Origin of the sequence: Endozoicomonas sp. ALD068, assembly GCF_049310145.1 — a bacterium.
Taxonomy (GTDB): domain Bacteria; phylum Pseudomonadota; class Gammaproteobacteria; order Pseudomonadales; family Endozoicomonadaceae; genus Endozoicomonas_A.
Genome location: NZ_JBLYNU010000004.1, coordinates 913,988 through 936,235 on the forward strand (window position 1 = coordinate 913,988; position 22,248 = coordinate 936,235).

Sequence of the window (22,248 nt, forward strand, 5' to 3'; positions counted from 1 at the left end):
GACATTATGTATAAAACATGCAAGCTGGAACGATTGTTCCCTCTTTCCAGGCTGATATTCACCCTTCTTTTGGCCCTGTTGTCTTTTCAGCTGCCTGCTGCAGAGATGAGCGGACTTTATCGTGTCGGTGTACCTGTCACCAGCCAGGGTAATGAGGAAAGGGAAACAGCCATTAAGCGGGCTCTGTCTGAGGTCCTGGTTAAAGTAACCGGGCAGCGCAGTACCCTCAGTAATGAGGGGGTGTTACAGTCACTTAAGAATGCCTCTGCGCTGGTTCGGAGTTTTGGTTATGAACGCCGTGATACCGAGTCAGGACAGCAACTTTTTCTTCAGGTGCGTTTTAATGAAGCGGCAGTTAATCGACTGCTGCGAGAAAATGATTTGGGGATCTGGGGTTCCAACCGACCAGATACCATTGTCTGGTTAGCCATTGAAAAGCAGGGAGGCAGGCAGATTCTGAGAGAATTGGCAGACTCACCTCTGGTGAATAATCTGGAGCATGTTATGGCTGCCCGCTCATTGCCTGTGACTCTCCCTCTTATGGACTTTGAAGACAGTGCTGCGATTTCTGATGTTGATGTCTGGGGACTGTTTTCGGACAAGTTGGCTCAGGCGTCAAGAAGATATGGCTCTGAGGCTGTATTAGGGGGGCGTCTGAGTGAAATGCGCGGACGCTATAATGGCCGCCTGGTTCTTCTCTTCAAAAATCAGCAGTTTGATGCCACAGTCCAGGACCTCTCTGCAGAAGGACTGGCTCTGGCTATTGCTGATCTTATTGGTAATTCCCTCTCCCGGCACTATGCAGTCATCTCTGGTGGCAGCAGTGTCAATCCGATGCTGGAAGTGGAGGGTATTGACAGCACACAGGACTATGCAGGATTAATTAAATACCTGAAAGGTTTGACGGCGGTGAGGGATGTGATGGCAGTCAAGGTCGGCGGTAATAAAATCCAATTGGAGCTGTTAATTGATGGTACGCTTAGTCAATTATCGGATGCTATTGCCCTGGGACGAAAGATGAGAGCGACTGGTACTGATGAGGTCAACCAGACGTTGCAATACCGTTGGCTGGGAGGCTGACAGGAAGTCAGATATTAAATTCCGGAGTGCGTTTTTTGCATGCACCCTGCAAGGCGAGTTGCAATAGAAGGAAGAAAATGACCAGACAGCAACAGTGGATGCTAGCAGGCATCGTATTGGTTGGCGTAGTGCTGATTAATTTTGTCGGGGCGGTCATGACACCCTTTGCGATCAGTGCTGTGCTTGCCTATTTAGGCGATCCGCTGGTTGATCGTTTGGAAAGACTGAAGCTCTCCCGGTCACTTTCGGTGGCACTGGTTTTTCTGGTGATTTTTACTTTTCTGGTACTGATGCTGCTCATTCTGGTACCGGCATTATTCCAGCAAGTTAAAACCCTTATGCAGTTGCTTCCGGTCTGGGAAGAGTGGCTCAGAATCAATGCCATCCCAAAACTGGTTGAATACACTGGTCTGGACCCTGAGTGGTTTGATATCAGTCATCTGGTCAAGGCGATGGCGGGTGAGTGGCAAAAAGCTGGTGGGCTTCTGGCTCAGCTGGGTCGTTCAGTCACCAGCTCGAGTCTGGCAGTAATAGGTTTTCTTGTGAATCTGTTCCTGGTTCCGGTTGTGACTTTTTACCTCTTGCGCGACTGGGATCATATGATGGAACATATCCGTTTAATGCTACCTGTCAACCTTGAACCTATTGTGGTTGAACTGGCCAGTGAATGCGATGAAGTCTTGGGTGCTTTCCTCAAGGGTCAACTTATGGTCATGCTGGCCCTGGGGTTGATCTACGGTATAGGACTCTGGGCGGTAGGCCTGCAGTTTGCGTTGTTGATCGGACTACTGGCGGGGCTGGTCAGTATCATTCCTTATATGGGGTTTGTGGTTGGTTTCACCACAGCCATCATAGTGGCTATTTTTCAATTTGACAGCTACCTGCCGTTACTTTTGGTGACCGGTGTGTTTGCCCTGGGACAGGCTCTTGAGGGGTGGGTGTTGACACCTTATCTGGTGGGTGACCGGATTGGTTTGCATCCGGTGGCTGTAATCTTTGCGCTGATGGCAGGTGGGCAGATTCTGGGCTTCGTCGGGATGCTAATAGCACTGCCATTAGCAGCCATTATTATGGTACTCTTGCGTCATCTGCATCGAAATTATAAGGCGAGCCACCTGTATAATGCTGGTGAGCCGAGGGAGTAAGGTGATCTATGCCCGCAGCGAACAGAAATTCATTTTGCCATGCCATTCAGACGAGGGATAAGTGAAATGATTTTGTTGCAGCTGTCTCTTGCAGATTCAATCAACCCGCTGAAGCTGGCATTTTTCAATACAAATGCTGCAACAGAGGGTTCGGAATGTCTATCCATTGTTAAGGTTGAGCGGCATTTCCCGCTCAAGGCTATTTAATGTCGTATATGAGCCAGCCTGTGCAATTACCGCTCAGTGTTCAGATCAGGGACGATGCCACCTTTGAAAATTTTTTCAGCGGAGATAATGCTGCGCTGGTCAACATTCTGGATATGGATCAGCGGGTCAGTGGGATAGACTCAGAACAGTTTATCTATCTCTACGGAGCTCCCGGCGTTGGTTGCAGTCATCTTCTTCAGGCTGCCTGTCATCAGGTTGATCGCAGAAAAGGTCGTAGTATCTATCTGCCTATGAAAGAGCTTGTTCACTATCCTTCAAAGCTGCTGGAGGGCATGGAAAGACTGCAACTGGTGTGTGTTGATGATGTGAATGCTGTAGCAGGCATACCAGAGTGGGAAGAAGGTCTTTTTGATCTGTTCAATCGCCTCAGGGATTCCCGGACTCGCCTGCTGGTGGCGGCTGATTGCCCACCCAAAAGACTTTCTATCCTGTTGCCTGACCTGGTCTCGAGACTAAGCTGGGGCCTGGTGTTTCAGGTTCAGCCTCTCAGCGACAGGGACAAAGTGTCGGCATTGCAGCTTCGGGCTCACCTGCGCGGGCTGGATATGAATGAAGATGTGGCCCGGTATATCATATACCGCAGTAACAGGGATATGGGGCATTTATTCAAGATGCTGCAGAAGCTGGACAGTGCTTCATTGAGGGCCAAAAGGAAGTTGACCATACCCTTCGTCAAACAAGTCATGAATTGGTAATCAAGAGAAGAAGTATGCAAACCCAGAAGCCGGCTATCCGGTTTGTGCTCTTTGTCGTTGTTATTCTGGCCATTCTGCTGTTTCTGATTTCAGTGATGCTAATGGTTCCTGGTCGGTATACAGACCAGCTGCTCCAGCAAATAGAAAATCAAACCGGGGTTGAAGTCCTTCCCGTTAAGAAAGAGTACTCTTTCTTATCCGGTAAATTCCTGCTCACCAATCCGGAGCTCAGAATCTCGCCCGGAATTACTCTTAAGTCAGAATCTATGGTTGTCAATGTTGCCTGGACTTCCCTGTGGAAACAAGCCATTGACCTGGATCGAATCGACTTTAAAAAGCCCGGAATTTTTATTGATCTGGCGATCATCGGTCAGAAACCACCCATGCCCAACCTTTATCAATTTCTCAGGGAAACGGAGCAGTTTGTTTTCGAAGACGGATCGATGAGGGTCGTGAACTCCGAACAGACCGGTTCCAGTAAAGTGGTCAGTATTGATTTCAGTAAAATGGAGCTGAAAACCTATCGTCCTGATCAAATAGATGTTGAAGTTGTCAGGGATTCAAGTCACATCAAGTGGTCACTGGGTGGTATTATTGATTTAAAGAAACTGGCACTGTCTGGTCAGTTATCCATTGATGAGCTTCCACTGGCTGATGTTGTCAGCCAGAACTTTCTTGAATGTTCAAATTGTTCGCTGGAAGGCCGCCTTTCGACAGACTTATCTGTTGAATGGTCCGAGGATCACGGGGTGGAACTGACTGGCACGGCGAAAGTGCTGGAGGGTGAATATCGTGATTTGAACTCCGGTCTTGATCTGGGCTGGAAAGAATTATTTGCAGAGGGTTTCCAATTCAGATCCCGGAAAGCTTTTGTCGAAGACCTTTCATTCAGGGGTGGCTTGTTGACGATCAATGGCAGTCCTTTGGAGCAAGTCGCAAAAACGCTTAATCGTTCATTATCCGCTGATGGTTCTGTACCATTCACCGTAAAAAATATCGAATTCAATGGCGCTGTCCAGTCATCCCAAAAGCAGAATCGTAAACTATTCAGTAACAGTCGGGTGGAGCTGGCAGTGATGAATCCGGAACAATTCACCTTTCAGCTCAATGGGCAATGGCTTGAGCGTGTTCCACTCTCTATGAAAGGCAGTGTCGATCTGAAGAATGCAGTAACCTCGAGACTTAACATTGCTGCCAGGGATGTGGATTTGTCTTTGCTGCCTGTTTCAGATCGGTCTGTTGCCGGATATGATCTGGCCGGAAGTCGTGTTAACCTTAATCTTACTTCCTCTGCAGGAGGAGGCAGCAAGGGCAAGTTGACTTTTTCAAAGCTTACAGGCAAGCCTGTCAAGCCTGAGCTGGATATCAATCACGTGAAAGCTTTGATGGCTAACCCTCAGTCCATTATTTCCATAGACGTTACGAATCGCGACGAGCTGTCGCCGCAGGTTGCGGCAGCGGAAGCTACGAGGGAGGCATGGGAGCGTGTGCTGGAACAGCCCCTGCAGTACCTTTCCAGCCAGGCCGGTATCAAGCCAATTTTATCCGGTGATATACAGATGCCGTCGGGTAAGGCTGTGTTGACAGAAAACGACAAAACACAATTGAAGGGCTGGGGTCGAGTGCTCAGAATAAGGCCTGAACTCAGTCTGTCTCTGAAAGCAATAGCCAGCAAGAATAAAGATTGGCCCAGTCTCTCCAGGGCAGAGCTTGAGTCCGATCTGGTTGAACTCTATTCGGCCATCCATCAAACAAAGCCGGGAGAGGTGACAGAGATTCCGGCTGACGTCAGAGGGCATTTGATTGAGCAAATGTATCTCAGGGCCCACAATCGAAAATTACCCGAAGTGGGTGATGCCAGTCAGAGCAAGCGTATCAAAGAGGCAGAGCAATGGCTGTTGATAAACTGGCCAGCGAATCAGGAAAAAATGAATAAGCTGGCCACTGACCGTCTTAATCTGGTTTATGATTTTCTGCGGAATGAAGGTGTCAGCGAGAAACGTATCATCAGCAGTCCACCCTCAACGGTGGAAGAGGCCGGTTCAGCCATCGAAGTTCAGCTGTCCTATTAGAATCGGTTGACGAAAAATAAAGCTCTTGCCAACGCAGGAGCTTTTTTTTGAGAAGAAAAAGGTCGGTCTTTCTGGGAAAGGTTCAGTCAGCGGGCTGATTGTTTAACTGCCCCTGCCAGCGGGTAAACATCATGGCAGATACAAACAGCGCACTGCTGAATGCGGTAATCAGCCATCCATGTATGGAGTTTTTGATAAACCAGGCGTCAAGCACACCGCTGATAAAGTAAAAACAGAGAATGAAGCATAACCAGGCCGATGCCCTTGGCTGTCGCCTGATCAACCCGTAAAGAGGTAGCAACAGTGGAACAATCGTGAAAGACGCAATCATCCATAGCGAATTTTGAGGTGGGTGCAGCCAGAGCACTTTTGCGATCTGCGAAGCTAGCAGGCAGAAGTAGAGTAGCAGGCTCAGCCGATAGCATAGCCTGGCTTTTTGATTCAGGTCCACGATTAAAGGATCTCCAGAACGGATTCTGGCGGGCGACCGACACGCGCCCGACCGTTGCTTACGACGATGGGTCTTTCAATCATTTTGGGGTAGGCAATCATTTTTGCAATTTGCTGCTGCTCTGAAAGTTCCTGGCCTTTGATGTGGTCCTTGTACTCCTGTTCGCCCTTGCGCATCAGTTCTTCGGGGCTCTTACCGAGTTGTTTCAGAATGTCAGTCAAAGCGGCTTCGCTGGGCGGGGTATCCAGGTAAAGCACTACCTCAGGGCTGATACCTTTTGCTTCGATCAGGGCCAAAGTCTGTCTGGACTTTGAGCAGCGGGGGTTATGGTAAATCGTAACGCTCATATGGCTTTGCTCTCGAACTATTTTCATAACAGGCAGTTGTTTCGACAGGCTGGTGCCTGAAGTATTATTTCTGTGATGGGAAGATTATCGTTGAATGGGGTTCGGTGCAATTGAAGTCATGTAGCCCGCAAATATTCTGTAAATTCACACACTTCTAACCAAATCAACCCTATAATTCTCCACCGATTACTGTCAGAGCTGGCTGGTGGACGCAGATCTAACAATAAACCCTTTCCAAGAGTGCCACACCCGAAGAGCGGAGTGAAAAAATTAATGCCGCGGTTGAGGGGATACTGAATGGCTTTCCTCCGGGGCATAAGAACTGATACGCTTCTCTGAGCTGGAGCCTGGCTAAAAATCCTCGGGTCAGGCTCTTTTCAATATCAGGGATTCGTTATGCCAGACTCGCTTTTTTCCACTTCTTCACAGGCTCAATATGTTCAGTGGCTCCGTGCCTATTTCCTGTCTGTCTCTGATACTTTCTTTAAGCACCGTTGCCTCAATAACGCCGCTGCTCTGACTTATACGACACTGTTTGCTGTGGTGCCGATGATGACGGTTACTTATAGCATGTTATCGGCTATTCCTTCTTTCCAGGGGGTTGGCGAGATGGTTCAGAGTTTTATATTCAGTCACTTTGTTCCGACAGCGGGCGAGCAGATCCAATCTTATCTTTCCAGCTTTTCCCAGCAGGCTCGAAAGTTGACTGGCTTGGGCGTTGCCTTCCTGGTGGTCACGGCATTCATGATGCTCAGGACCATTGATGGTGCCATTAATCAGATCTGGCAGGTAGACAGGGTTCGCCGGGGAATTGCCGGCTTCCTGCTCTACTGGGCGATTCTGAGCATGGGGCCCTTCCTGCTCGGTGTTGGTTTTGTGCTGACATCTTATCTGGCGTCCCTTAAGCTGATAGCTGATACCACTGCCTATCTTGGGGTTGATCAGTGGCTCTTACGTTTAACTCCCATTCTGTTGAGCAGCATTGTTTTTACTTTACTCTATATGGCTGTACCCAATCGATATGTACCTTTTCGTCACGCTTTTACAGGAGCGCTGATCGTAGCTTTTTTGCTTGAAATGGCAAAGAGTGGTTTTGCTCTGTTTATTACTCTGTCACCGTCGTATCAATTGATCTATGGTGCTTTTGCGGCCGTTCCCGTGTTCCTGCTTTGGATTTATTTAAGTTGGATACTGGTTCTTTTTGGTGCCGTACTGGTCAGGAGTTTCGCTTTATCCAACCAGACCCGGAACGAGGCGCTTCCACCTTTAATGGGTGTTCTGGTGATCCTGAACGGATTTAATGAGCAGTTTCAAAAAGGATTGAGTTTCAAGCTCGAACAGCTGCACCAGTCGGGATGGAATCTCTCTCTTGAGGATTGGGAGCTATACACCAGCTGCCTGTTGGAGGAGGGAGTGGTCAGTAAAAATGATCTGGGTGAAATGATACTGGCCAGGGATCTCAGACATCTGGAACTCAATAACCTTTGTCAGCAGCTCCCCTGGTCATATCCATCGGATCAGCAGCTGGAGTCTGTTGTGACTCAGGATAAGCCTGTATGGTATGGTCAACTGGTTGATCGACTGAAACAGTTGAATGAACAGCAGCGGGTTGTACTCGATTGCCCTTTGGATGACCTCTTTACTGAATCCTGAAAATACTGACCTCAGTCAAAATTTCATTTAATGAATGTGATCGTTTAGGTTTCATGCACAGCCGCAAGCTGATCATCAGGCTTTCGTAACAGGTGTTACCAGTCATTGCCCGTTGTTTTGAATCCTTGATGTCTGTTATTGCCATTATTTTTGTGTTGCAGTCTCGCTCCAACAGGCTTCCGTGCGACTTTATGAGATATTCCAGCTAGAATCAGAACAAACTCATCACAGGGTCTGAGGCTAATGCGACAATTTTTTTTCCGCTTCTTTCCGTTGGTACTGACCACTCTGTTTCTGTCTGCCTGCTCTAAACCGGATTTGACAGATACTCAGGGAAAAGGCGTTTTTCTCAAAGATGATAAGGGTCGGTGGACTGCTATAAACATCTGGGCCCACTGGTGTGGGCCCTGTCGTGAAGAGATTCCGGAGCTGAATGCCCTGGCCAGTGACGGAAAGGTTCAGGTTCTGGGGTATGATTTTGATGACAGTCAGGGAAAAGAACTGATAAAAAAAGCCAGAAATATGGGTATTCGGTTTCCTGTTATTACCGAGAGTCCATTGGTGTTGCTGGAGACCAGAAGTCCTCAGGTATTGCCTGCGACCATGATTGTTAATCCACAGGGAAAACTGATAGAAATATTGTATGGGCCTCAGACAAAGGAAAGCCTTGAAGAGAGCATCCGGGTATTGATGAATATGGTTGATGAAAATGGCTAATCAGTGCAGACGTGCAATGGTTGAGGGGAGGGTGCAGGGCGTCTGGTATCGCGGCTCAACCCAGCAAGAGGCCAGAAAGCTGGGGATTACCGGATGGGCAAAGAATTTGCCAGACGGGAGGGTTGAAGTTTTAATGTGTGGTGAAGAGAGAGAGCTGGACAAGCTGGAAGCCTGGCTGCAAAGCGGTCCTCCCATGGCTCGAGTTACTGGCGTTAGTGTTTCCCTCGAACCTGAACAGGAGTTTTCCGAATTTACTACGGGCTGATCAGGTGCCGACATAGTTTTATGAAGTACATCTCAGTCATTGCGCCAGTGACGATCCCAGTTTTTATACACTCGCTCCGGGTACCAGGTTTTGCCAAGGCTGCCATTGTAACGGGCTAATGCCCGGGTCAGGTTGCCTTTTTCCTTTTCCAGATAATAACTGAGAATATGGCTACCATATTTCAGGTTGGTCTCTACGTCGGTCAGGTTATCTTGTGGGCGGCCAATGACGTCTTTCCAGAATGGCATAACCTGCATAAGGCCCTGGGCTCCGGCAGAAGAAACAGCAAATCGGTCAAAAGAGGATTCTGTCTGAATTAATGCCAGCACCAGTTCGGGGGAGAGTTTAGCGGCAGTGGCCTTTTTGTGAATTTTTTTGAGCAGCTCCAGGCGCTGTCGCGGACTCTGATGTTTCATGAACGGCGTTAGCCGACTGGACATATCGACCAGCCAGACTTCTGCCTCGAAACGATCTGAAAAGCTCTCAGTGCTGCTGAGAGCCTCTTCAAGATAGATCCGAAGCCCTTCATCCACTTTTTGCTGACTCCAGCCGGTTGTCGGAGTCAACAAAAGTGCGAGGGTGAAACCTGTAATCAGGCTGTTTTTATTATAAAACGACGGCCGTTTGATAAACGGTTCAGGCCAGACGTTCCTTAAGAAAGTCGGAAATTTCACTGAGTGCCACGTCTTCGCGATCTGCTGCCCTGCGATATTTGTATTCTACCTGACCGTTTGCCAGCCCTCTATCACTCAGGACCACCCGGTGTGGAATACCGATCAGTTCCATGTCGGCAAACTTGACGCCCGGACTGGCTTTACGATCATCCAGAAGGACGTCGTAGCCCGCTTCAGTCAGTTCCTTATAGAGGTTCTCGGCGGCTTCCCGAACGGCTTCAGACTTCTCAATCTTCAGACCAATAATGGCGATCTGGAAAGGCGCAATGCTTGCGGGCCAGATGATTCCCCGATCGTCATGATTTTGCTCAATGGCGGCTGCGACGACCCGGGAAACGCCCAGCCCGTAGCAACCCATTGCCATAGTCACGGCTTTTCCGTTTTCATCCAGAACGGTCGCGTTCATTGACTCAGAGTATTTGGTGCCCAGTTGGAAAATATGGCCCACTTCGATGCCGCGCTTGATTTCCAGGGTGCCCTTACCGCATGGGCTGGGATCGCCTTCTACAATATTTCTCAAATCGGCGATGCGGTCGAAAGATGCGTCTCTCTCCCAGTTGATACCTAATTGATGTTTGCCATCTGTGTTGGCGCCAGCCCCAAAGTCAGACATGACCGCAACTGTGCGGTCAACAATACATGGGATACTGATGCCAACAGGGCCCAGAGAGCCGGGTCCGGCTCCCATGACGGGCTTGATCTCTTCTTCTGTTGCAAAGCGCAGAGGTGCTGCAACTTCAGGCAGTTTTTCCGCTTTTATTTCATTCAGTTCATGATCGCCACGAACCATCAGGGCAACAAAGTCCGCTTCTGATTCTTCGTCTGCTGCAACAATCAGAGTCTTGACCGTCTTCTCAATGGGTAGATCAAATTGCGCAACCAGGTCTGCAATGGTTTTTGCTTCGGGGGTATCGACCAGGCGTATTTCTTCAGACGGAGCTGCTCTCTCGTGAGCAGGTGCCAGAGCTTCTGCTTTTTCAATGTTGGCTGCGTATTCACTCTGGTTGCTGAAGACGATGGCGTCTTCTCCAGATTCGGCCAGGACATGAATTTCGTGTGAGGCGCTGCCACCGATGGAGCCCGTATCCGCTTCTACAGCCCTGAAATTGAGGCCCAGACGAGTAAAGATACGGTTGTAGGTATCGTGCATGTTTTCGTATTCACGACCGAGGCATTGGTCATTGGAATGGAATGAATAGGCATCCTTCATAATGAACTCTCGACCACGCATCAGGCCAAAACGTGGGCGGATTTCATCACGGAATTTGGTTTGGATCTGGTACAAATTCATGGGCAGCTGTTTGTAGCTGCTGATAGTGTCTCGAACCATATCGGTGATGACTTCTTCATGAGTAGGACCAATGACGAAATCGCGCTGATGACGGTCTTTAAATCTAAGCAGTTCGGGGCCAAATTGATCCCAACGTCCGGTTTCCTGCCAGAGTTCAGCCGGTTGCACGGCAGGCAGCAGGACTTCCTGTGCGCCAGAGCGGTTCATCTCTTCACGAACAATGTTCTCTACCTTCTGGAGAACGCGCAGACCCATCGGCATCCAGCTGTAGAGACCGGATGCCAGTTTACGGATCATGCCTGCTCGCAGCATCAGCTGATGGCTGACGACGACGGCATCAGAAGGTGTTTCCTTGAGGGTGGAGATCAAGGATTGACTAGTACGCATGTGCTCAGTTATCCGATTATCAAAACGCAAAAGTGGCATATTACTACGGTTGTGCAGAGACGTCATGGCTACTGAGTGAATCACAGTCGAATTTCACCGGCAGGTTAGCTATAGTGCTGCAAATTATTACTGGCAACTCGGCTTAATCGGAGTAATTATGAGCGAATTTCAGCTGGATAAGAGGCTGGATAAGGACTGCTTTGTCATGGGGGATCTGCCCCTCTGCCGGGTTTTGCTGATGAATGACAGTCAGTATCCCTGGTTTATTCTGGTACCCAGGGTGGCAGGGGTTTATGAAGCTTTTCATCTTGATGAAGAGCAGCAGCTACAGCTGGCCTGTGAGTCGTCATTGACGGCAGCCATTCTGAATGATGTCTTTGAGGCGGATAAAATGAATGTAGCGTCTCTGGGTAATGTTGTGAAACAGTTGCATGTTCATCATATTGTCCGTTATGAAAGTGATGTTGCCTGGCCAAACCCTGTTTGGGGCAGGTTGCCAGCCAAGCCATACGGGCAGGCGCAGGTCGCTGAGATCAAAAAGAAGCTGGAATCATTATTCAGCTGCTTTGAATGAGTGGGGGGAGTGAAATGAAAGAGGAATTGATTGAGCTGCAGACCCAGCTCAGTTTTCAGGAAGATACCGTTGCCCAGCTTAATGAGGTGGTCACCCGTCAGCAGCAGGAGATTGATCGTTTGAAGCAGGAAATGATTCAGCTGAAGAAGCAATTAATGGCTATGGCCAGCTCTCGGTTGGAAGAACAGAAGGAGACTGCTCCTCCTCATTATTAATAAGGGTCAGAAGCCTGAACGGGGCCGGAAAGAGCCCCATTCATTAAAAGTATTGATGTTAGCGGCCTTTGGGTGCAGCAATCACGTCTTCTGCCTGCAGTCCCTTATCTTTTTCCACCACGATAAATTCTACCCTTTGCCCTTCAGACAGTGTCCGGTGACCCTCTCCACGTATCGTGCGGTAGTGGACGAAGACATCTTCACCACTATCCCGGGTAATAAAGCCGAAGCCCTTTGAAACGTTGAACCACTTGACGGTGCCTGTTTCTCTATCGGAATCTACGATTTCCATTGGGCTTGTGGGGTTGAAGGATCTCAGGTTGATTACGACGTGCAGCAGAACCCCGGCAACGAGGAGTAGTGAGGATGGAATCTCAGGTGTCTGGTGAGAAAATATTGCCCAGCCACTGAGTGCAGTCGCTGCAATCAGCATAACTGAAGCCATTGCCTGCAAAAAGGATTTCTTGCCACGATAGACTGTCAGATAGCAGCCAAGGCAGAGGTGAATCAGTGCGGCAGTGAGCAGCAGCATGGTAGCTGAGGCGATAGCCAGTGCGCCACCCAGCAGCACATTGAGGACAGACCCCTCCACAATTAATGCTGCCAGTGAAAGGATGCCTAAGATCATGTGGATAAATTTAAGATGTTTCAAGTGCTGAGTCCTTTTGGTTGTTATGTGTGTGACTGTAAAAATATGCCGATTTCAGGCATTACTGCATTAAAAAGCGCCTTAAACCGGTAAAACATCAATAAAGCTCTTTGCTGCAAGCTCTCTATGAAGTGACTGCCTCCCGAAATTATGGGAATGCTTTGAAATCAGTAATGCGGTCAATTCAGCGCGCAAACAAACGGGCAACAAAAAGCCACAGCGTAACACTGCTGTAAGGATTAATGTAACGTCATTGTGCTTCTATCTCAAACTCTTTCTATGCCCCTTATATAGAGGGCTATGGCAATGCTTAAAAGGGTGTAAAAAAGACTACCACTGTAAAAAATCACTTGTTATAGTGATTTCAGATGTTTCAAAAGTCTGGTTTTGCAGGCTCTCTGAGGTTAGGGAAGTTTAATGTCCGATTTTTCGGACTTGCCTCGTGAAACATTAAATCAGCCTGGTGAAGTGGCAGATCACAATCCGCTGGTGCGGAAGGTAACCTACAGGGAAAATCCATCAGGAGAGTAATTGTATGGCAGCGAAGAAAGCCACAGCTATCAAGGATAAGTACAGTAAAACCCAGATTCTTGCTGATATTTCAGAGAGTACCGGTTTGAGTCGGAAAGAAGTGGGCGCTGTGCTGGAAGAGTTGGGAATACTGGTAGAACGTCATATCAAGAAGCGGGGCTGTGGCGAGTTCACTCTTCCGGGACTGCTCAAGATCGTGACCAGGAAAAAACCTGCTCAGAAAGCCAAGAAAGGCGTACCCAATCCATTCAAGCCTGGCGAGTTAATGGATGTGCCCGCCAAGCCGGCCAGTATTCAGGTCAAGGTGCGTCCTTTGAAAAAGCTCAAGGAATACGCCGCTTCGTGATGACGCTGGTGTTGACTCTTTGAGTTTTTTTCAGTCCTTCAAGGGAGGTACTCAGCCTCCCTTTTTAGTGTCTGATGTATTTGTTTAGCAATGATTGCCTTTTGATGGGGTGCTGTTTAAGTCGGTTTGCTGCTTTCGGCAATAAAAAAGCCCCTGCATGTGCAGAGGCTTCATAAGGTTGCTTTTCTGATGGTTAGATCAGAATACAGCGACGTTGTACTTCAGGATCACGCGTGTGTCTGTAGCAACAATGTCATCAGCACTGCCTGATGGTTCTTTTGTATTTTTAGCGTATCTCAGGCGAGCGGTCAGACCTTCAACTTGAGGGATTGCATAGTTGATGTCAATGTTGTATTCAGTCTCGTCTTGAGTCTTCGTGTCGCCCATGACATAAATACCTTTGACGCTCAGACCGTCAACAATGCCTTCAAAGTCGTAGCCGGCAGAGAAGCCCCAGGCTTTTTGACCATTGTCATCGAAGTCAGAGATCTGTATGGAGTTGTAACCGAAGTAGCCAGTGTCATCATCACCGCCACTCCAGCCAACTATGTAGCTACCAATATCTGTGCTTTCAACTTTAGTGTATGCAACGCCAAAGTCAGCATGACCCACGCCTGCCTCTAATTTCAGGCCGTAGGTATATTGGCTATTGTCCTTGTCAGCTTTTTTGTTATCACCTGTCCGGCTGACTTGTCCATACTGACCGGCCACACCCACTTCAACACCTTCAATTTCAGTAGAGAAGCTGGCTTCACCCAGATATTTTTTGGCAAAGTTGCTCTGGCTTGCATAGTCGGCGCTCAACTCCAAACCGTTGCCAAAGTCATAGGCTCCACCTAGTGTCATTACTGCTTCACTGTCACCGTCGTCGCCTGCTTCGTAATCTTCAAAGCCTGACGCGGTTTTACCATTACCTTTCGTGATCCAGGCAGTGTGAGCAGACAAGCCGGATACGGTGACGTCTGCGTAGAAACCTTCGCTCAGGCTTGGCAGAACACGGCTGTCAGAGTCGTTGACTAGAGGTGTGTCTAGGAACATGCGTCCGTATTTCGCTACACCCATGTCGAACAGGTTGAATTTGATTGCGTAGGATGTTTTGCCGTAGCTGTGGGAATCGCCATTGCCGTCAACCCTTAGCAGGCCGGGATTTTTAAGGCTCTCATCAATGAGATCGATGTTAGAGGCGCCCAATTTCAGAGAGTAGTAAGCACCCAAGTCCAACCCAACGATGTTCTCAAAATACCCAGACGAGAAGTCAAGACGAACACCCTGCGCCCACTGAGAATTAGCGTAATCCACAGTGTCGCCACTTTTGGTTGGTTCTTTGTCAGCGGTTTTGGCTTGATAGAAGTTGCGCAACTCCAGGTTCAGGCTTGATTCGTCCAGGAAGGCGTTAGCCTGAGCAGAGGTAGCCATAAAAATGGCAGCACTCAGTGCACTGATTTGTGCGAGTTTCATTAGTGTTCAGCTCCTTGCTGCATTCGATGTGTGTTCTAGCCCTGGTTTCAAAAATCCTTGTACTGCTCGGACGGAATGTACTGCGAAACCTCCCCATAGGGCTAAGAGTGATTCTTATACAATCCTTAACAGGATGCAACAGGGTTTAGAAAAATCTCACATCTTTTGTACAAGCGTTTAGCGGGGCCGCATCCTTGTATGATAAAGCTATCCAGCAATCCCGCCCCAATAAGGCACCGACTGTATAACCGACATCGAGGTGAGTAACAGTCATGTCCTCGTACTCATAGAAGTGCCGCAGAACCGGACATGAACAGAGTCTTGCTCAATTCTGGCAACGCCTATGATATTTTTCCAGACCTAATATGCCACAACTATCTCCATCAGCCGACTTGCCAGCTAAACGAATGACAACATCAGAGCAGCACTCATCGTAGTTATAACGACAAGTTTCAAACGTAAGAAGACATGAAACTTGAAATTATCAGGCCCAGCCCTTTTTGATTAAGTGTTTAGGCAATATGAGTACTTGAGTAAAACAGCGATCTGATATTTTGCAAATCATCTTAATGAATAAAAATTAGTTCTTTTAATTTCTTTTTGTTGGTTTGACAGGATTAATGAATGAAAGTCAGAAAAAAATGAATGTTTATAATGAATTGAGATCATTTGTTTTTCAGGGATGAAATATGAACAGCTTGCAGCAAAATGCTGAAGCAGGAAAAGACCTTTGGCTGACTTATTTAAGACGGGGCGGAACGATACGTGAATTAAGAGGGCTGGATCAGGGGCAGATGGAAGCCATCTATCAGCTTGGATTCAGTCATTTTGGTATTGGTCACTACGCAGAAGCTCTTAAAGTCTTCCGTTATCTGGCTCTTCTGGATCATCGCAGTTCTCGTTACTATCTGGGAATAGGGTTGGCGCTTCATCATTTAAACCAGGATGCAGCTGCAATCCCCGCACTGAGTTATGCCGAAAGGTTGGATAATGAAGATCCTCGTCCTTCAATTTGTATGACGGAGTGCTTTATTCGTCTGAAAAATCGAAAATTGGCGGTGAAAGCACTATCAAATGCAGCGAAAATTCTGAAATCATCCAAAGGGTGGGAAGAAGAGCGAAAGCAGGCCAAACAACTAAAGCACTATCTTATAGAACCTTCAGGGAGGAAGTGACTATGAATCCAGTCGATCCCAATTCCGGAATATCCCAGACTCCTGTGCAACAGAGTGGGCAGGTATCTCAAACTCCAGCACAGGCGCAGGTGAGCCAGGGATTCAGTAATTCGAATTCGATTTCCAGCTCGCAAAATAGCAATAGCGGTCAGGCGGTCAGTGTCAGTCCAGATCAGCCAGGCGTCTCCAATGCCGACAGTCGTGACTTTCTCCAAAAAGCTTTTGACGCCAGACTGGATGGCTTCAGGGCAGCAGTGCATGAATTCAATCGTCGCTTCAATGCTGAGGATATAGATATTAGTGACACTCAGTCACTCATTCTTATTGTTAAAGGGATGATCAGTGATGCTCAGGCTATGGTGAGTGCTGCTTCTATCGATCAGAATTTCAGCAATCGGGTCTATCAGCAAAGCAGGAGGGAGGATAGTGCAGTCAATGCCCTTAATCTGAGAGAAACTATTCGATCCAGAACCAGGGATTTAAATGACATAGCGGCTCAGCGGGAAGTCTATGCAGAACTCCTGGCCAGCAAAAATCTTCATAAAACCCTGAAAGAGGCTGAATTGGCCAGTGCTCAGTCCAATCAAGCCGGTAACAATAGCAGCGGTGGTCAAATAAACCGGTTGATGAATGAAATTACAGCGCTCGACTATCAAATTGCAGGTGTTGCCACAGAAATCAGTGCTCTGAGCCAGCAGATGAAGACATTGGAAGCCAGTAATACCGCAGATCATGCCGCATTACTCAGAGCTAACAGACAGCTGAACACAGTGACGTCAGAGTTTGTGCGTGTTAACAGTCTGCTGGGGCGAATTCGTCAGCGGTTCGATCCTGCTGCTATGAAAACCGGTGAAGAAGGTGTGCAAGCCGTAAAAGAGCTCGAACAGAGGGCTCAGAAAGAGCAGGTAAGGGAGTTCAGAAGAAGGGAGCAGAGCGAGGACGGAGTAAAGTCGCTGGATAAAGAGCACAAAGAAGGTGAAATCCGGTCAGAGGATGACCGGATTGAGCTTGAGGAGGGTGCTAATCAGTTTCTTGCCACTGAGGATCTGGAGACTCTGCAACAGGTATTCTCTCCCTCTGACCCTGCAGAGCTGAGAAGTGCTGTTCAGCTCCTTGACGATAAACCTCAGGCAAGAAACTCTCCTGCAGTGGAAGAAGGGTTCGCTATTGCTTTGCATAGCGTCCCCTCAGAAAAGGCGCTGGAGGATGCAGTCAACCCTGCAGCGGAGACTCACCGGGGTGATAATCTCAGTTTTGAAGGTGCAAGCAGTCCTCAGGTTTTTGCCCGCCTCTGGATGGAATCAAAGCTGGAAGAAGGTCAGGAAACTCAGGATGTGAAAGAAGATCACCTCGATGAAGTGGCTGAGAATGTGGATGCTCAACGCAAGAGTGTTGCTGAGCATCTGCAGGATTTTGAGTCGATTCTACTGGAAGTCGCTGAGTCGCTGGAAAAGCAGCAGGAGGCAGCTGTTCAAATCAGCAAAAGTAATCGAGTTTGAGAGCAACGGGGAGGGGCTCCCTTCCTCGTCTTTCGTAAAGTCTGCACAGTCATCGAAAATATCCCTGATCCCGTCTCTATTTTCTGATTATTGGTCTGGACACTATCTGGTGAAAATCAAGGGTTCAGGTATAATGCCCCAGTTCTGACAATGGCAAACAAAGGATAGACAGATTCAATGCCGATCTACGAATATCAGTGCGGAAGTTGCGGTGGTGTGCAGGAAGTGATTCAGGCGTTCAGCGATGCACCTCTGACTGACTGTGGTGTCTGTGGTGAGCCTGAATTGAAAAAACTGTTGAGTGCCCCGGCCTTCAGGCTGAAAGGTGGCGGCTGGTATGAAACAGACTTCAAGAGTGGCAATAAGAAGAATCTGTCCTGCAATGATAATCAGGGCCCTGCCAAGGGCTCGGGCGGCGCTGCAGCCGCCAGTGAATAATTCGGTCATTTGAGCGCTGAGGTTGTGCTTCACCCGGAGTGACTCAAAACCATAAATTCAGGCACAAAATTTCAGATAATTCTGTGCTGAACCTGAACAGCCCCCCAGTTTCGAGGTATGTTATGCGCAGCCATTATTGCGGCGAACTGAATCTCTCCCATGACGGGCATGAGGTTACCCTGTGTGGATGGGTACACCGACGTCGCGACCATGGTGGTGTGATCTTCCTGGATATGCGAGACCGTGAAGGTATCGCCCAGGTTGTTATTGATCCTGACACCGAAGAGGCGTTTGCTCTCGCTGATAAAGCACGCAGTGAATATGTGCTGAAAATCACCGGATTTGTACGCCCCCGTCCCCAAGGCACTGTAAACACCAATATGGGCACCGGTGAAATTGAGGTGTTGGGTAAGCAGGTAGAAATCCTGAATGAAGCCCAGACACCGCCTTTCCAGATCGAAGGCTACACCGATGTAGGTGAAGAAGTTCGTCTGAAAAACCGTGTTATTGACCTGCGTCGTCCGGAAATGCAGGAAAAAATGATCCTTCGCAGCAAGCTGACCAGTGCTGTTCGCAGCTTTATGGATGAGCAGGGTTATCTGGATGTTGAAACCCCTGTTCTGACCCGTGCGACCCCGGAAGGTGCCCGCGATTACCTGGTACCCAGTCGAACTCACGAAGGTAAGTTCTTTGCGCTGCCACAGTCTCCCCAGCTGTTCAAGCAAATGCTGATGGTGGCAGGTTTTGATCGTTACTATCAAATTGTAAAATGCTTCCGTGACGAAGATCTGCGTGCTGACCGTCAACCAGAATTTACTCAGATCGATATCGAAACCTCCTTCATGGACGAGTCCAGGATCATGGGTATGGCTGAAGACCTGGTTAAGACCACTTTTAAAAAGGTAGGTGGTGTTGAACTGGGTGAATTCCCGCACATGACTTTTGCACAAGCCATGAACCTTTATGGTTCTGATAAGCCAGACCTGCGTATCCCTCTGGAACTGGTGGACGTTGCTGATCTGATGGCCGGCGTTGAATTCAAGGTCTTCAAAGGACCGGCTGAAGATCCGAAGGGGCGTGTAGCCGCACTGAAAGTACCCGGTGGAGCTGAACTTTCCCGTAAGCAGATTGATGACTACACCCGGTTTGTCAGCATCTACGGTGCCAAGGGTCTGGCCTGGATCAAGGTCAATGAAATCGAAAACGGCGCAAACGGTCTTCAGTCTCCGATCATCAAGTTCCTGGGCGACGATGTCACCATGAAGATTATGAAGCGTCTGGATGCCAGCAATGGCGATATCGTCTTCTTTGGTGCAGACAAAGAGAAGGTAGTCAACGAAGCTCTGGGTGCATTGCGTTGTAAGGTCGGTGCTGACCTGAATTTGTATACGAAAGAGTGGGCGCCACTGTGGGTTGTTGACTTTCCAATGTTTGAAGAAACAGACGACGGTGAACTGACCGCGCTGCACCATCCATTCACAGCGCCAACGACTTCACCTGAAGAGCTTGAAGCAAATCCTGCTGAAGCGCTTTCCCGTGCCTATGACATGGTTATCAATGGCTATGAAGTCGGTGGTGGTTCTGTTCGTATTCACAACCAGGAAATGCAGCAGACAGTATTTCGTATCCTGAAAATTGAGGAAGAAGAGCAGCAGGAAAAGTTTGGCTTCCTGCTGGACGCTCTTAAATACGGTGCGCCTCCCCATGGTGGTCTGGCGTTTGGGCTTGACCGTCTGGTTATGCTGCTGTGCGGGACCGATAATATTCGTGACGTTATTGCCTTCCCGAAAACTCAGTCCGCAGCCTGTCTGCTGACTCAGGCTCCGGGCGAAGTGGATGCCACCCAGCTACGCGATCTGAATATCCGTATTCGTCGTGATCCGGCGTCTGCAACCAGTCACTGAGCGTCTGCGGCTGTTCCAGAAAACGTCTGCGACCATTTTATAAATTGCTGAGGCCGGTTTTTACCGGCCTGTTCAAGAAGAGATAAAGGGTATTTTCTATGGCAGGTCATAGTAAATGGGCCAATATCAAACACCGTAAGGCGGCTCAGGACGCCAAGCGTGGCAAAATCTTCACCAAGATCATTCGTGAGTTGGTGGTGGCGGCCAAGCAGGGCGGTGGGAATATCGAGGATAACCCCAAGCTGCGTCAGGTGGTTGACAAGGCTCTGGGTGCCAATATGACCCGTGACACCATCAACAGGGCGATTGCTCGTGGTGCCGGTGGTGATGACGATTCCAACATGGAAGAAGTGACCTACGAAGGTTATGGTGCTGGCGGTATCGCGGTGCTGGTGGAATGTCTGACAGACAACCGTAACCGTACCGTTGCAGAAGTACGCCATGCTTTCTCCAAGCATGGTGGTAATCTGGGTACTGACGGTTCTGTAGCCTACCTGTTTGAGCGTAAGGGGCAAATCTTCTTCGAACCGGGTCTGGATGAAGACACTGTCATGGAAGCTGCTCTGGAAGCCGGTGCCGAAGATGTACTGACTAACGACGATGGCTCCATTGAAGTGGTCACTGAGTGGACTGAGTTCATGGCAGTAAAAGAAGCTATTGAAGCTGCAGGTTTGAAACCAGCGGGCGGCGAAGTAGCGATGATCGCTTCTACCCGGACTGAACTGGACAAAGACGGTGCTGAAAAAATCATGAAGCTGGTGGATCGTCTCGAAGACCTGGACGATGTGCAAAATGTTTACACTAACGCTGACATTCCTGCCGAAGTGATGGCGCAGCTGGACTAAGTTGTTCTGTCGGTGTGAAGAGCCTCGATAACGAAAGTGTCGGGGTTTTTTTGTTTCTGTTCCGGAGATACCAGCCCGGCTGGAATATCTGTGAACGCCCAGACATTGAAGCCTACCAGCAGCATAAACAATAGAATAATGATGCCTGTGATAATCATTAATGTTTTTAGCAGGTCGGACATTAATCGTTTCCGGATCATCTTGTGGAGTAAAACAGTCTTGAGCAAGAACAATGATCTTTGCGGTTCTCGCCACGAAAGTATTACCAGAGAAATACTAAGCTGCTTCTATCGTTACTCACAGGCAAATTTGGTAATTCAGTGTTCTTGAATTGTAAGTTTCTGATACCCACCGGCACCGCTGGTATATTGTATGGGTGTACAGTATCCTTTTGACATAACCATGACTTTGAACCCTCGCCTGTCAGATTTTTTTGGCAGAAGCTGTCGCACTCATTGACCCCGGGGGGCATCAAACGCTGTCATTGAAAATAGCGACATCTGACTTGAGAATACATTCTGAATGGCCATCCTGATGGGGATAGATCCGGGCTCAAGAATTACCGGCTATGGATTAATTGAAGAAGTAGGCAATAAAACACATTATGTGGCGTCCGGTTGTATTCGCATCCGGGAGGCGCCTCTACCTGAGCGCTTGCAGCAGATTTATGAAGGCATCAGCACTTTGATCGAACGTTACATCCCGCAGTCCGTTGGTGTGGAGCAAGTGTTTATGTCCAGAAATGCTGATTCGGCACTGAAACTGGGTCAGGCCAGGGCTGCGGCCATTGTGGCTGTGGTTAATCACAATATTGAGGTGTCGGAATACTCTGCCCGGCAGGTCAAGCAGGCTGTGGTTGGTAAAGGCTCTGCGGATAAGTACCAGGTAAAGCACATGGTGAAGTCGATCCTTGACTTGAATGATACCCCTCAGGCCGATGCTGCGGACGCTCTGGCGGTTGCTCTTTGTCATGCTCATACTCGTTCCAGTCTGGTCAGGATGGCGGGTGCTACGGGTACTCGACGTCGTCGTCTTACGGGGCAGTCTTAGTTTGGGTGGACACAAAGGTGAAAGGAAGCAATGCAAAACACCAGATCCAGGATCTGTTGTGGCGTGTAGATTTTCTTCAGTTCTTTCCAGTTCTCCGGACTTATGATCTGTTCTTTGTAGAGTTCTTCAGTGGTTTTCAGTAACAGGCGTTGTTTGTTGTCCCAGCCCGGTGCCAGATGGCCACGGGAAACCATTTGTACATCACTGGCTTTCAGTCCCGTATCCAGTGCACATTGAGCAATATCCGGGATCAGGTGTCTGGTATTGCAAATGTACGCACTTCTCAGGGCAACCAGAGCGCGATCTCTCATCGGGAGGCTGCTGTAGCCTTGTATATAACTGATGAAGCTGCGAGCAGGCTTATCAAGCTCAGGTGAGTTTGCCGGGCGTCCCGGGAAATCTTCCTTTAACAAAGATTTTTGTGACTTGATGAAAGGGATGGGAATAGGGCCACCGGATACAGCTGGGTGGTATTCACTGGCCAGGCCAGCCTCGGGCAGGATCTGCCAGAGTGATCCCAGAAATGTGCGAAGTTTCTTCAAGGGGGCAGCTCCTTCAG

The 22,248-nt window shown here is 48.7% G+C and carries 25 protein-coding genes; 17 read left to right on the forward strand and 8 right to left on the reverse strand.

Annotated features, from left to right (window positions below; genetic code table 11):
• Positions 1 to 105 precede the first annotated feature (105 nt).
• The 5 genes from ACO6V5_RS02575 to ACO6V5_RS02595 all read left to right on the forward strand — a co-directional run bounded on the left by ACO6V5_RS02575 (position 106) and on the right by ACO6V5_RS02595 (position 5,220).
• Positions 106 to 1,080: a DUF2066 domain-containing protein gene (locus tag ACO6V5_RS02575; RefSeq protein ID WP_422492054.1), complete on the forward strand. Its 975-nt coding sequence runs from the start codon at positions 106 to 108 to the stop codon at positions 1,078 to 1,080.
• Between the two features lie 77 nt (positions 1,081 to 1,157).
• Positions 1,158 to 2,225 carry an AI-2E family transporter gene (locus tag ACO6V5_RS02580; protein WP_422134483.1) on the forward strand — a complete coding sequence of 356 codons (1,068 nt, stop codon included), beginning with the start codon at positions 1,158 to 1,160 and terminating at the stop codon, positions 2,223 to 2,225.
• Between the two features lie 66 nt (positions 2,226 to 2,291).
• On the forward strand, positions 2,292 to 2,432 hold the full coding sequence (locus ACO6V5_RS02585) for a hypothetical protein (RefSeq protein ID WP_422134482.1): 141 nt from the start codon (positions 2,292 to 2,294) through the stop codon (positions 2,430 to 2,432).
• On the forward strand, positions 2,432 to 3,148 hold the full coding sequence (gene hda / locus ACO6V5_RS02590) for a DnaA regulatory inactivator Hda (RefSeq protein ID WP_422411389.1): 717 nt from the start codon (positions 2,432 to 2,434) through the stop codon (positions 3,146 to 3,148). Before ACO6V5_RS02585 ends, hda begins: the two co-directional genes overlap by 1 nt.
• Positions 3,149 to 3,162: 14 nt before the next feature.
• Entirely contained in the window at positions 3,163 to 5,220 is a 2,058-nt protein-coding gene (locus tag ACO6V5_RS02595; protein WP_422134480.1) for a hypothetical protein, read from the forward strand.
• An 82-nt stretch (positions 5,221 to 5,302) separates the two neighbouring features.
• On the opposite strand, the gene ACO6V5_RS02600 is transcribed toward ACO6V5_RS02595, so the two are convergent.
• Together ACO6V5_RS02600 and arsC are read right to left on the reverse strand one after the other, a co-directional pair.
• Positions 5,303 to 5,671, reverse strand: a complete 369-nt coding sequence (locus ACO6V5_RS02600; RefSeq protein WP_422134479.1) for a DUF2069 domain-containing protein — start codon at positions 5,669 to 5,671, stop codon at positions 5,303 to 5,305.
• A 2-nt stretch (positions 5,672 to 5,673) separates the two neighbouring features.
• A complete protein-coding gene (arsC, locus tag ACO6V5_RS02605) occupies positions 5,674 to 6,018 on the reverse strand; it encodes an arsenate reductase (glutaredoxin) (protein WP_422134478.1) in 345 nt (114 codons plus the stop codon).
• Between the two features lie 396 nt (positions 6,019 to 6,414).
• Here arsC and ACO6V5_RS02610 point away from each other — a divergent pair, with 396 nt between their 5' ends.
• From ACO6V5_RS02610 to ACO6V5_RS02620, 3 genes are all read left to right on the forward strand, one after another.
• Positions 6,415 to 7,671, forward strand: a complete 1,257-nt coding sequence (locus ACO6V5_RS02610; protein ID WP_422134477.1) for a YihY family inner membrane protein — start codon at positions 6,415 to 6,417, stop codon at positions 7,669 to 7,671.
• Between the two features lie 243 nt (positions 7,672 to 7,914).
• Complete coding sequence (locus ACO6V5_RS02615; RefSeq protein WP_422134476.1) at positions 7,915 to 8,388, forward strand: TlpA family protein disulfide reductase; 474 nt, start codon at positions 7,915 to 7,917, stop codon at positions 8,386 to 8,388.
• Positions 8,381 to 8,653 (forward strand): acylphosphatase, encoded by a 273-nt coding sequence (locus ACO6V5_RS02620; protein ID WP_422134475.1) that lies wholly within the window; start codon positions 8,381 to 8,383, stop codon positions 8,651 to 8,653. The genes ACO6V5_RS02615 and ACO6V5_RS02620 overlap by 8 nt, the downstream gene beginning before the upstream one ends.
• Before the next feature lie 32 nt (positions 8,654 to 8,685).
• On the opposite strand, the gene ACO6V5_RS02625 is transcribed toward ACO6V5_RS02620, so the two are convergent.
• Together ACO6V5_RS02625 and ACO6V5_RS02630 are read right to left on the reverse strand one after the other, a co-directional pair.
• Entirely contained in the window at positions 8,686 to 9,186 is a 501-nt protein-coding gene (locus tag ACO6V5_RS02625) for a lytic transglycosylase domain-containing protein (RefSeq protein ID WP_422134474.1), read from the reverse strand.
• A gap of 103 nt (positions 9,187 to 9,289) precedes the next feature.
• A complete protein-coding gene (locus ACO6V5_RS02630) occupies positions 9,290 to 11,005 on the reverse strand; it encodes a proline--tRNA ligase (protein ID WP_422411393.1) in 1,716 nt (571 codons plus the stop codon).
• A gap of 157 nt (positions 11,006 to 11,162) precedes the next feature.
• Between ACO6V5_RS02630 and ACO6V5_RS02635 the strand changes: the two genes are divergently transcribed.
• Both ACO6V5_RS02635 and ACO6V5_RS02640 read left to right on the forward strand, forming a co-directional pair.
• A complete protein-coding gene (locus ACO6V5_RS02635) occupies positions 11,163 to 11,579 on the forward strand; it encodes an HIT domain-containing protein (RefSeq protein WP_422134472.1) in 417 nt (138 codons plus the stop codon).
• Positions 11,576 to 11,794 (forward strand): SlyX family protein, encoded by a 219-nt coding sequence (locus ACO6V5_RS02640; RefSeq protein WP_422134471.1) that lies wholly within the window; start codon positions 11,576 to 11,578, stop codon positions 11,792 to 11,794. Before ACO6V5_RS02635 ends, ACO6V5_RS02640 begins: the two co-directional genes overlap by 4 nt.
• Before the next feature lie 58 nt (positions 11,795 to 11,852).
• Here the strand turns inward: ACO6V5_RS02640 and ACO6V5_RS02645 are convergent, their stop codons facing one another.
• Positions 11,853 to 12,446: a cold-shock protein gene (locus ACO6V5_RS02645; protein WP_422134470.1), complete on the reverse strand. Its 594-nt coding sequence runs from the start codon at positions 12,444 to 12,446 to the stop codon at positions 11,853 to 11,855.
• Between the two features lie 532 nt (positions 12,447 to 12,978).
• Between ACO6V5_RS02645 and ACO6V5_RS02650 the strand changes: the two genes are divergently transcribed.
• Positions 12,979 to 13,320 carry an HU family DNA-binding protein gene (locus tag ACO6V5_RS02650; RefSeq protein WP_317142335.1) on the forward strand — a complete coding sequence of 114 codons (342 nt, stop codon included), beginning with the start codon at positions 12,979 to 12,981 and terminating at the stop codon, positions 13,318 to 13,320.
• A 198-nt stretch (positions 13,321 to 13,518) separates the two neighbouring features.
• On the opposite strand, the gene ACO6V5_RS02655 is transcribed toward ACO6V5_RS02650, so the two are convergent.
• Positions 13,519 to 14,778: an OprD family outer membrane porin gene (locus tag ACO6V5_RS02655; RefSeq protein ID WP_422411398.1), complete on the reverse strand. Its 1,260-nt coding sequence runs from the start codon at positions 14,776 to 14,778 to the stop codon at positions 13,519 to 13,521.
• A 689-nt stretch (positions 14,779 to 15,467) separates the two neighbouring features.
• Between ACO6V5_RS02655 and ACO6V5_RS02660 the strand changes: the two genes are divergently transcribed.
• The 5 genes from ACO6V5_RS02660 (at position 15,468) to ACO6V5_RS02680 (ending at position 20,639) form a co-directional block, all read left to right on the forward strand.
• Positions 15,468 to 15,953, forward strand: coding sequence for a hypothetical protein (locus ACO6V5_RS02660; protein ID WP_422411400.1), 486 nt, complete (start codon positions 15,468 to 15,470; stop codon positions 15,951 to 15,953).
• Between the two features lie 2 nt (positions 15,954 to 15,955).
• Positions 15,956 to 17,452 carry a hypothetical protein gene (locus ACO6V5_RS02665; protein ID WP_422411402.1) on the forward strand — a complete coding sequence of 499 codons (1,497 nt, stop codon included), beginning with the start codon at positions 15,956 to 15,958 and terminating at the stop codon, positions 17,450 to 17,452.
• A gap of 177 nt (positions 17,453 to 17,629) precedes the next feature.
• The gene (locus ACO6V5_RS02670) at positions 17,630 to 17,890 is read left to right on the forward strand and encodes an FmdB family zinc ribbon protein (protein ID WP_422134466.1); all 261 of its coding nucleotides are present in this window, start codon (positions 17,630 to 17,632) and stop codon (positions 17,888 to 17,890) included.
• A 122-nt stretch (positions 17,891 to 18,012) separates the two neighbouring features.
• Complete coding sequence (aspS, locus tag ACO6V5_RS02675; protein WP_422134465.1) at positions 18,013 to 19,794, forward strand: aspartate--tRNA ligase; 1,782 nt, start codon at positions 18,013 to 18,015, stop codon at positions 19,792 to 19,794.
• Positions 19,795 to 19,892: 98 nt separating this feature from the next.
• On the forward strand, positions 19,893 to 20,639 hold the full coding sequence (locus ACO6V5_RS02680; RefSeq protein WP_422134464.1) for a YebC/PmpR family DNA-binding transcriptional regulator: 747 nt from the start codon (positions 19,893 to 19,895) through the stop codon (positions 20,637 to 20,639).
• Here ACO6V5_RS02680 and ACO6V5_RS02685 read toward each other — a convergent pair.
• Positions 20,636 to 20,821, reverse strand: coding sequence for a hypothetical protein (locus ACO6V5_RS02685; protein ID WP_422138450.1), 186 nt, complete (start codon positions 20,819 to 20,821; stop codon positions 20,636 to 20,638). The two genes, ACO6V5_RS02680 and ACO6V5_RS02685, sit on opposite strands and share 4 nt — an antisense overlap.
• Before the next feature lie 340 nt (positions 20,822 to 21,161).
• Here ACO6V5_RS02685 and ruvC point away from each other — a divergent pair, with 340 nt between their 5' ends.
• Positions 21,162 to 21,689 carry a crossover junction endodeoxyribonuclease RuvC gene (ruvC, locus tag ACO6V5_RS02690; RefSeq protein ID WP_317142327.1) on the forward strand — a complete coding sequence of 176 codons (528 nt, stop codon included), beginning with the start codon at positions 21,162 to 21,164 and terminating at the stop codon, positions 21,687 to 21,689.
• Here ruvC and ACO6V5_RS02695 read toward each other — a convergent pair.
• The gene (locus ACO6V5_RS02695) at positions 21,686 to 22,231 is read right to left on the reverse strand and encodes a carboxymuconolactone decarboxylase family protein (protein WP_422134462.1); all 546 of its coding nucleotides are present in this window, start codon (positions 22,229 to 22,231) and stop codon (positions 21,686 to 21,688) included. The genes ruvC and ACO6V5_RS02695 overlap by 4 nt on opposite strands.
• Between the last annotated feature and the right edge of the window lie 17 nt (positions 22,232 to 22,248).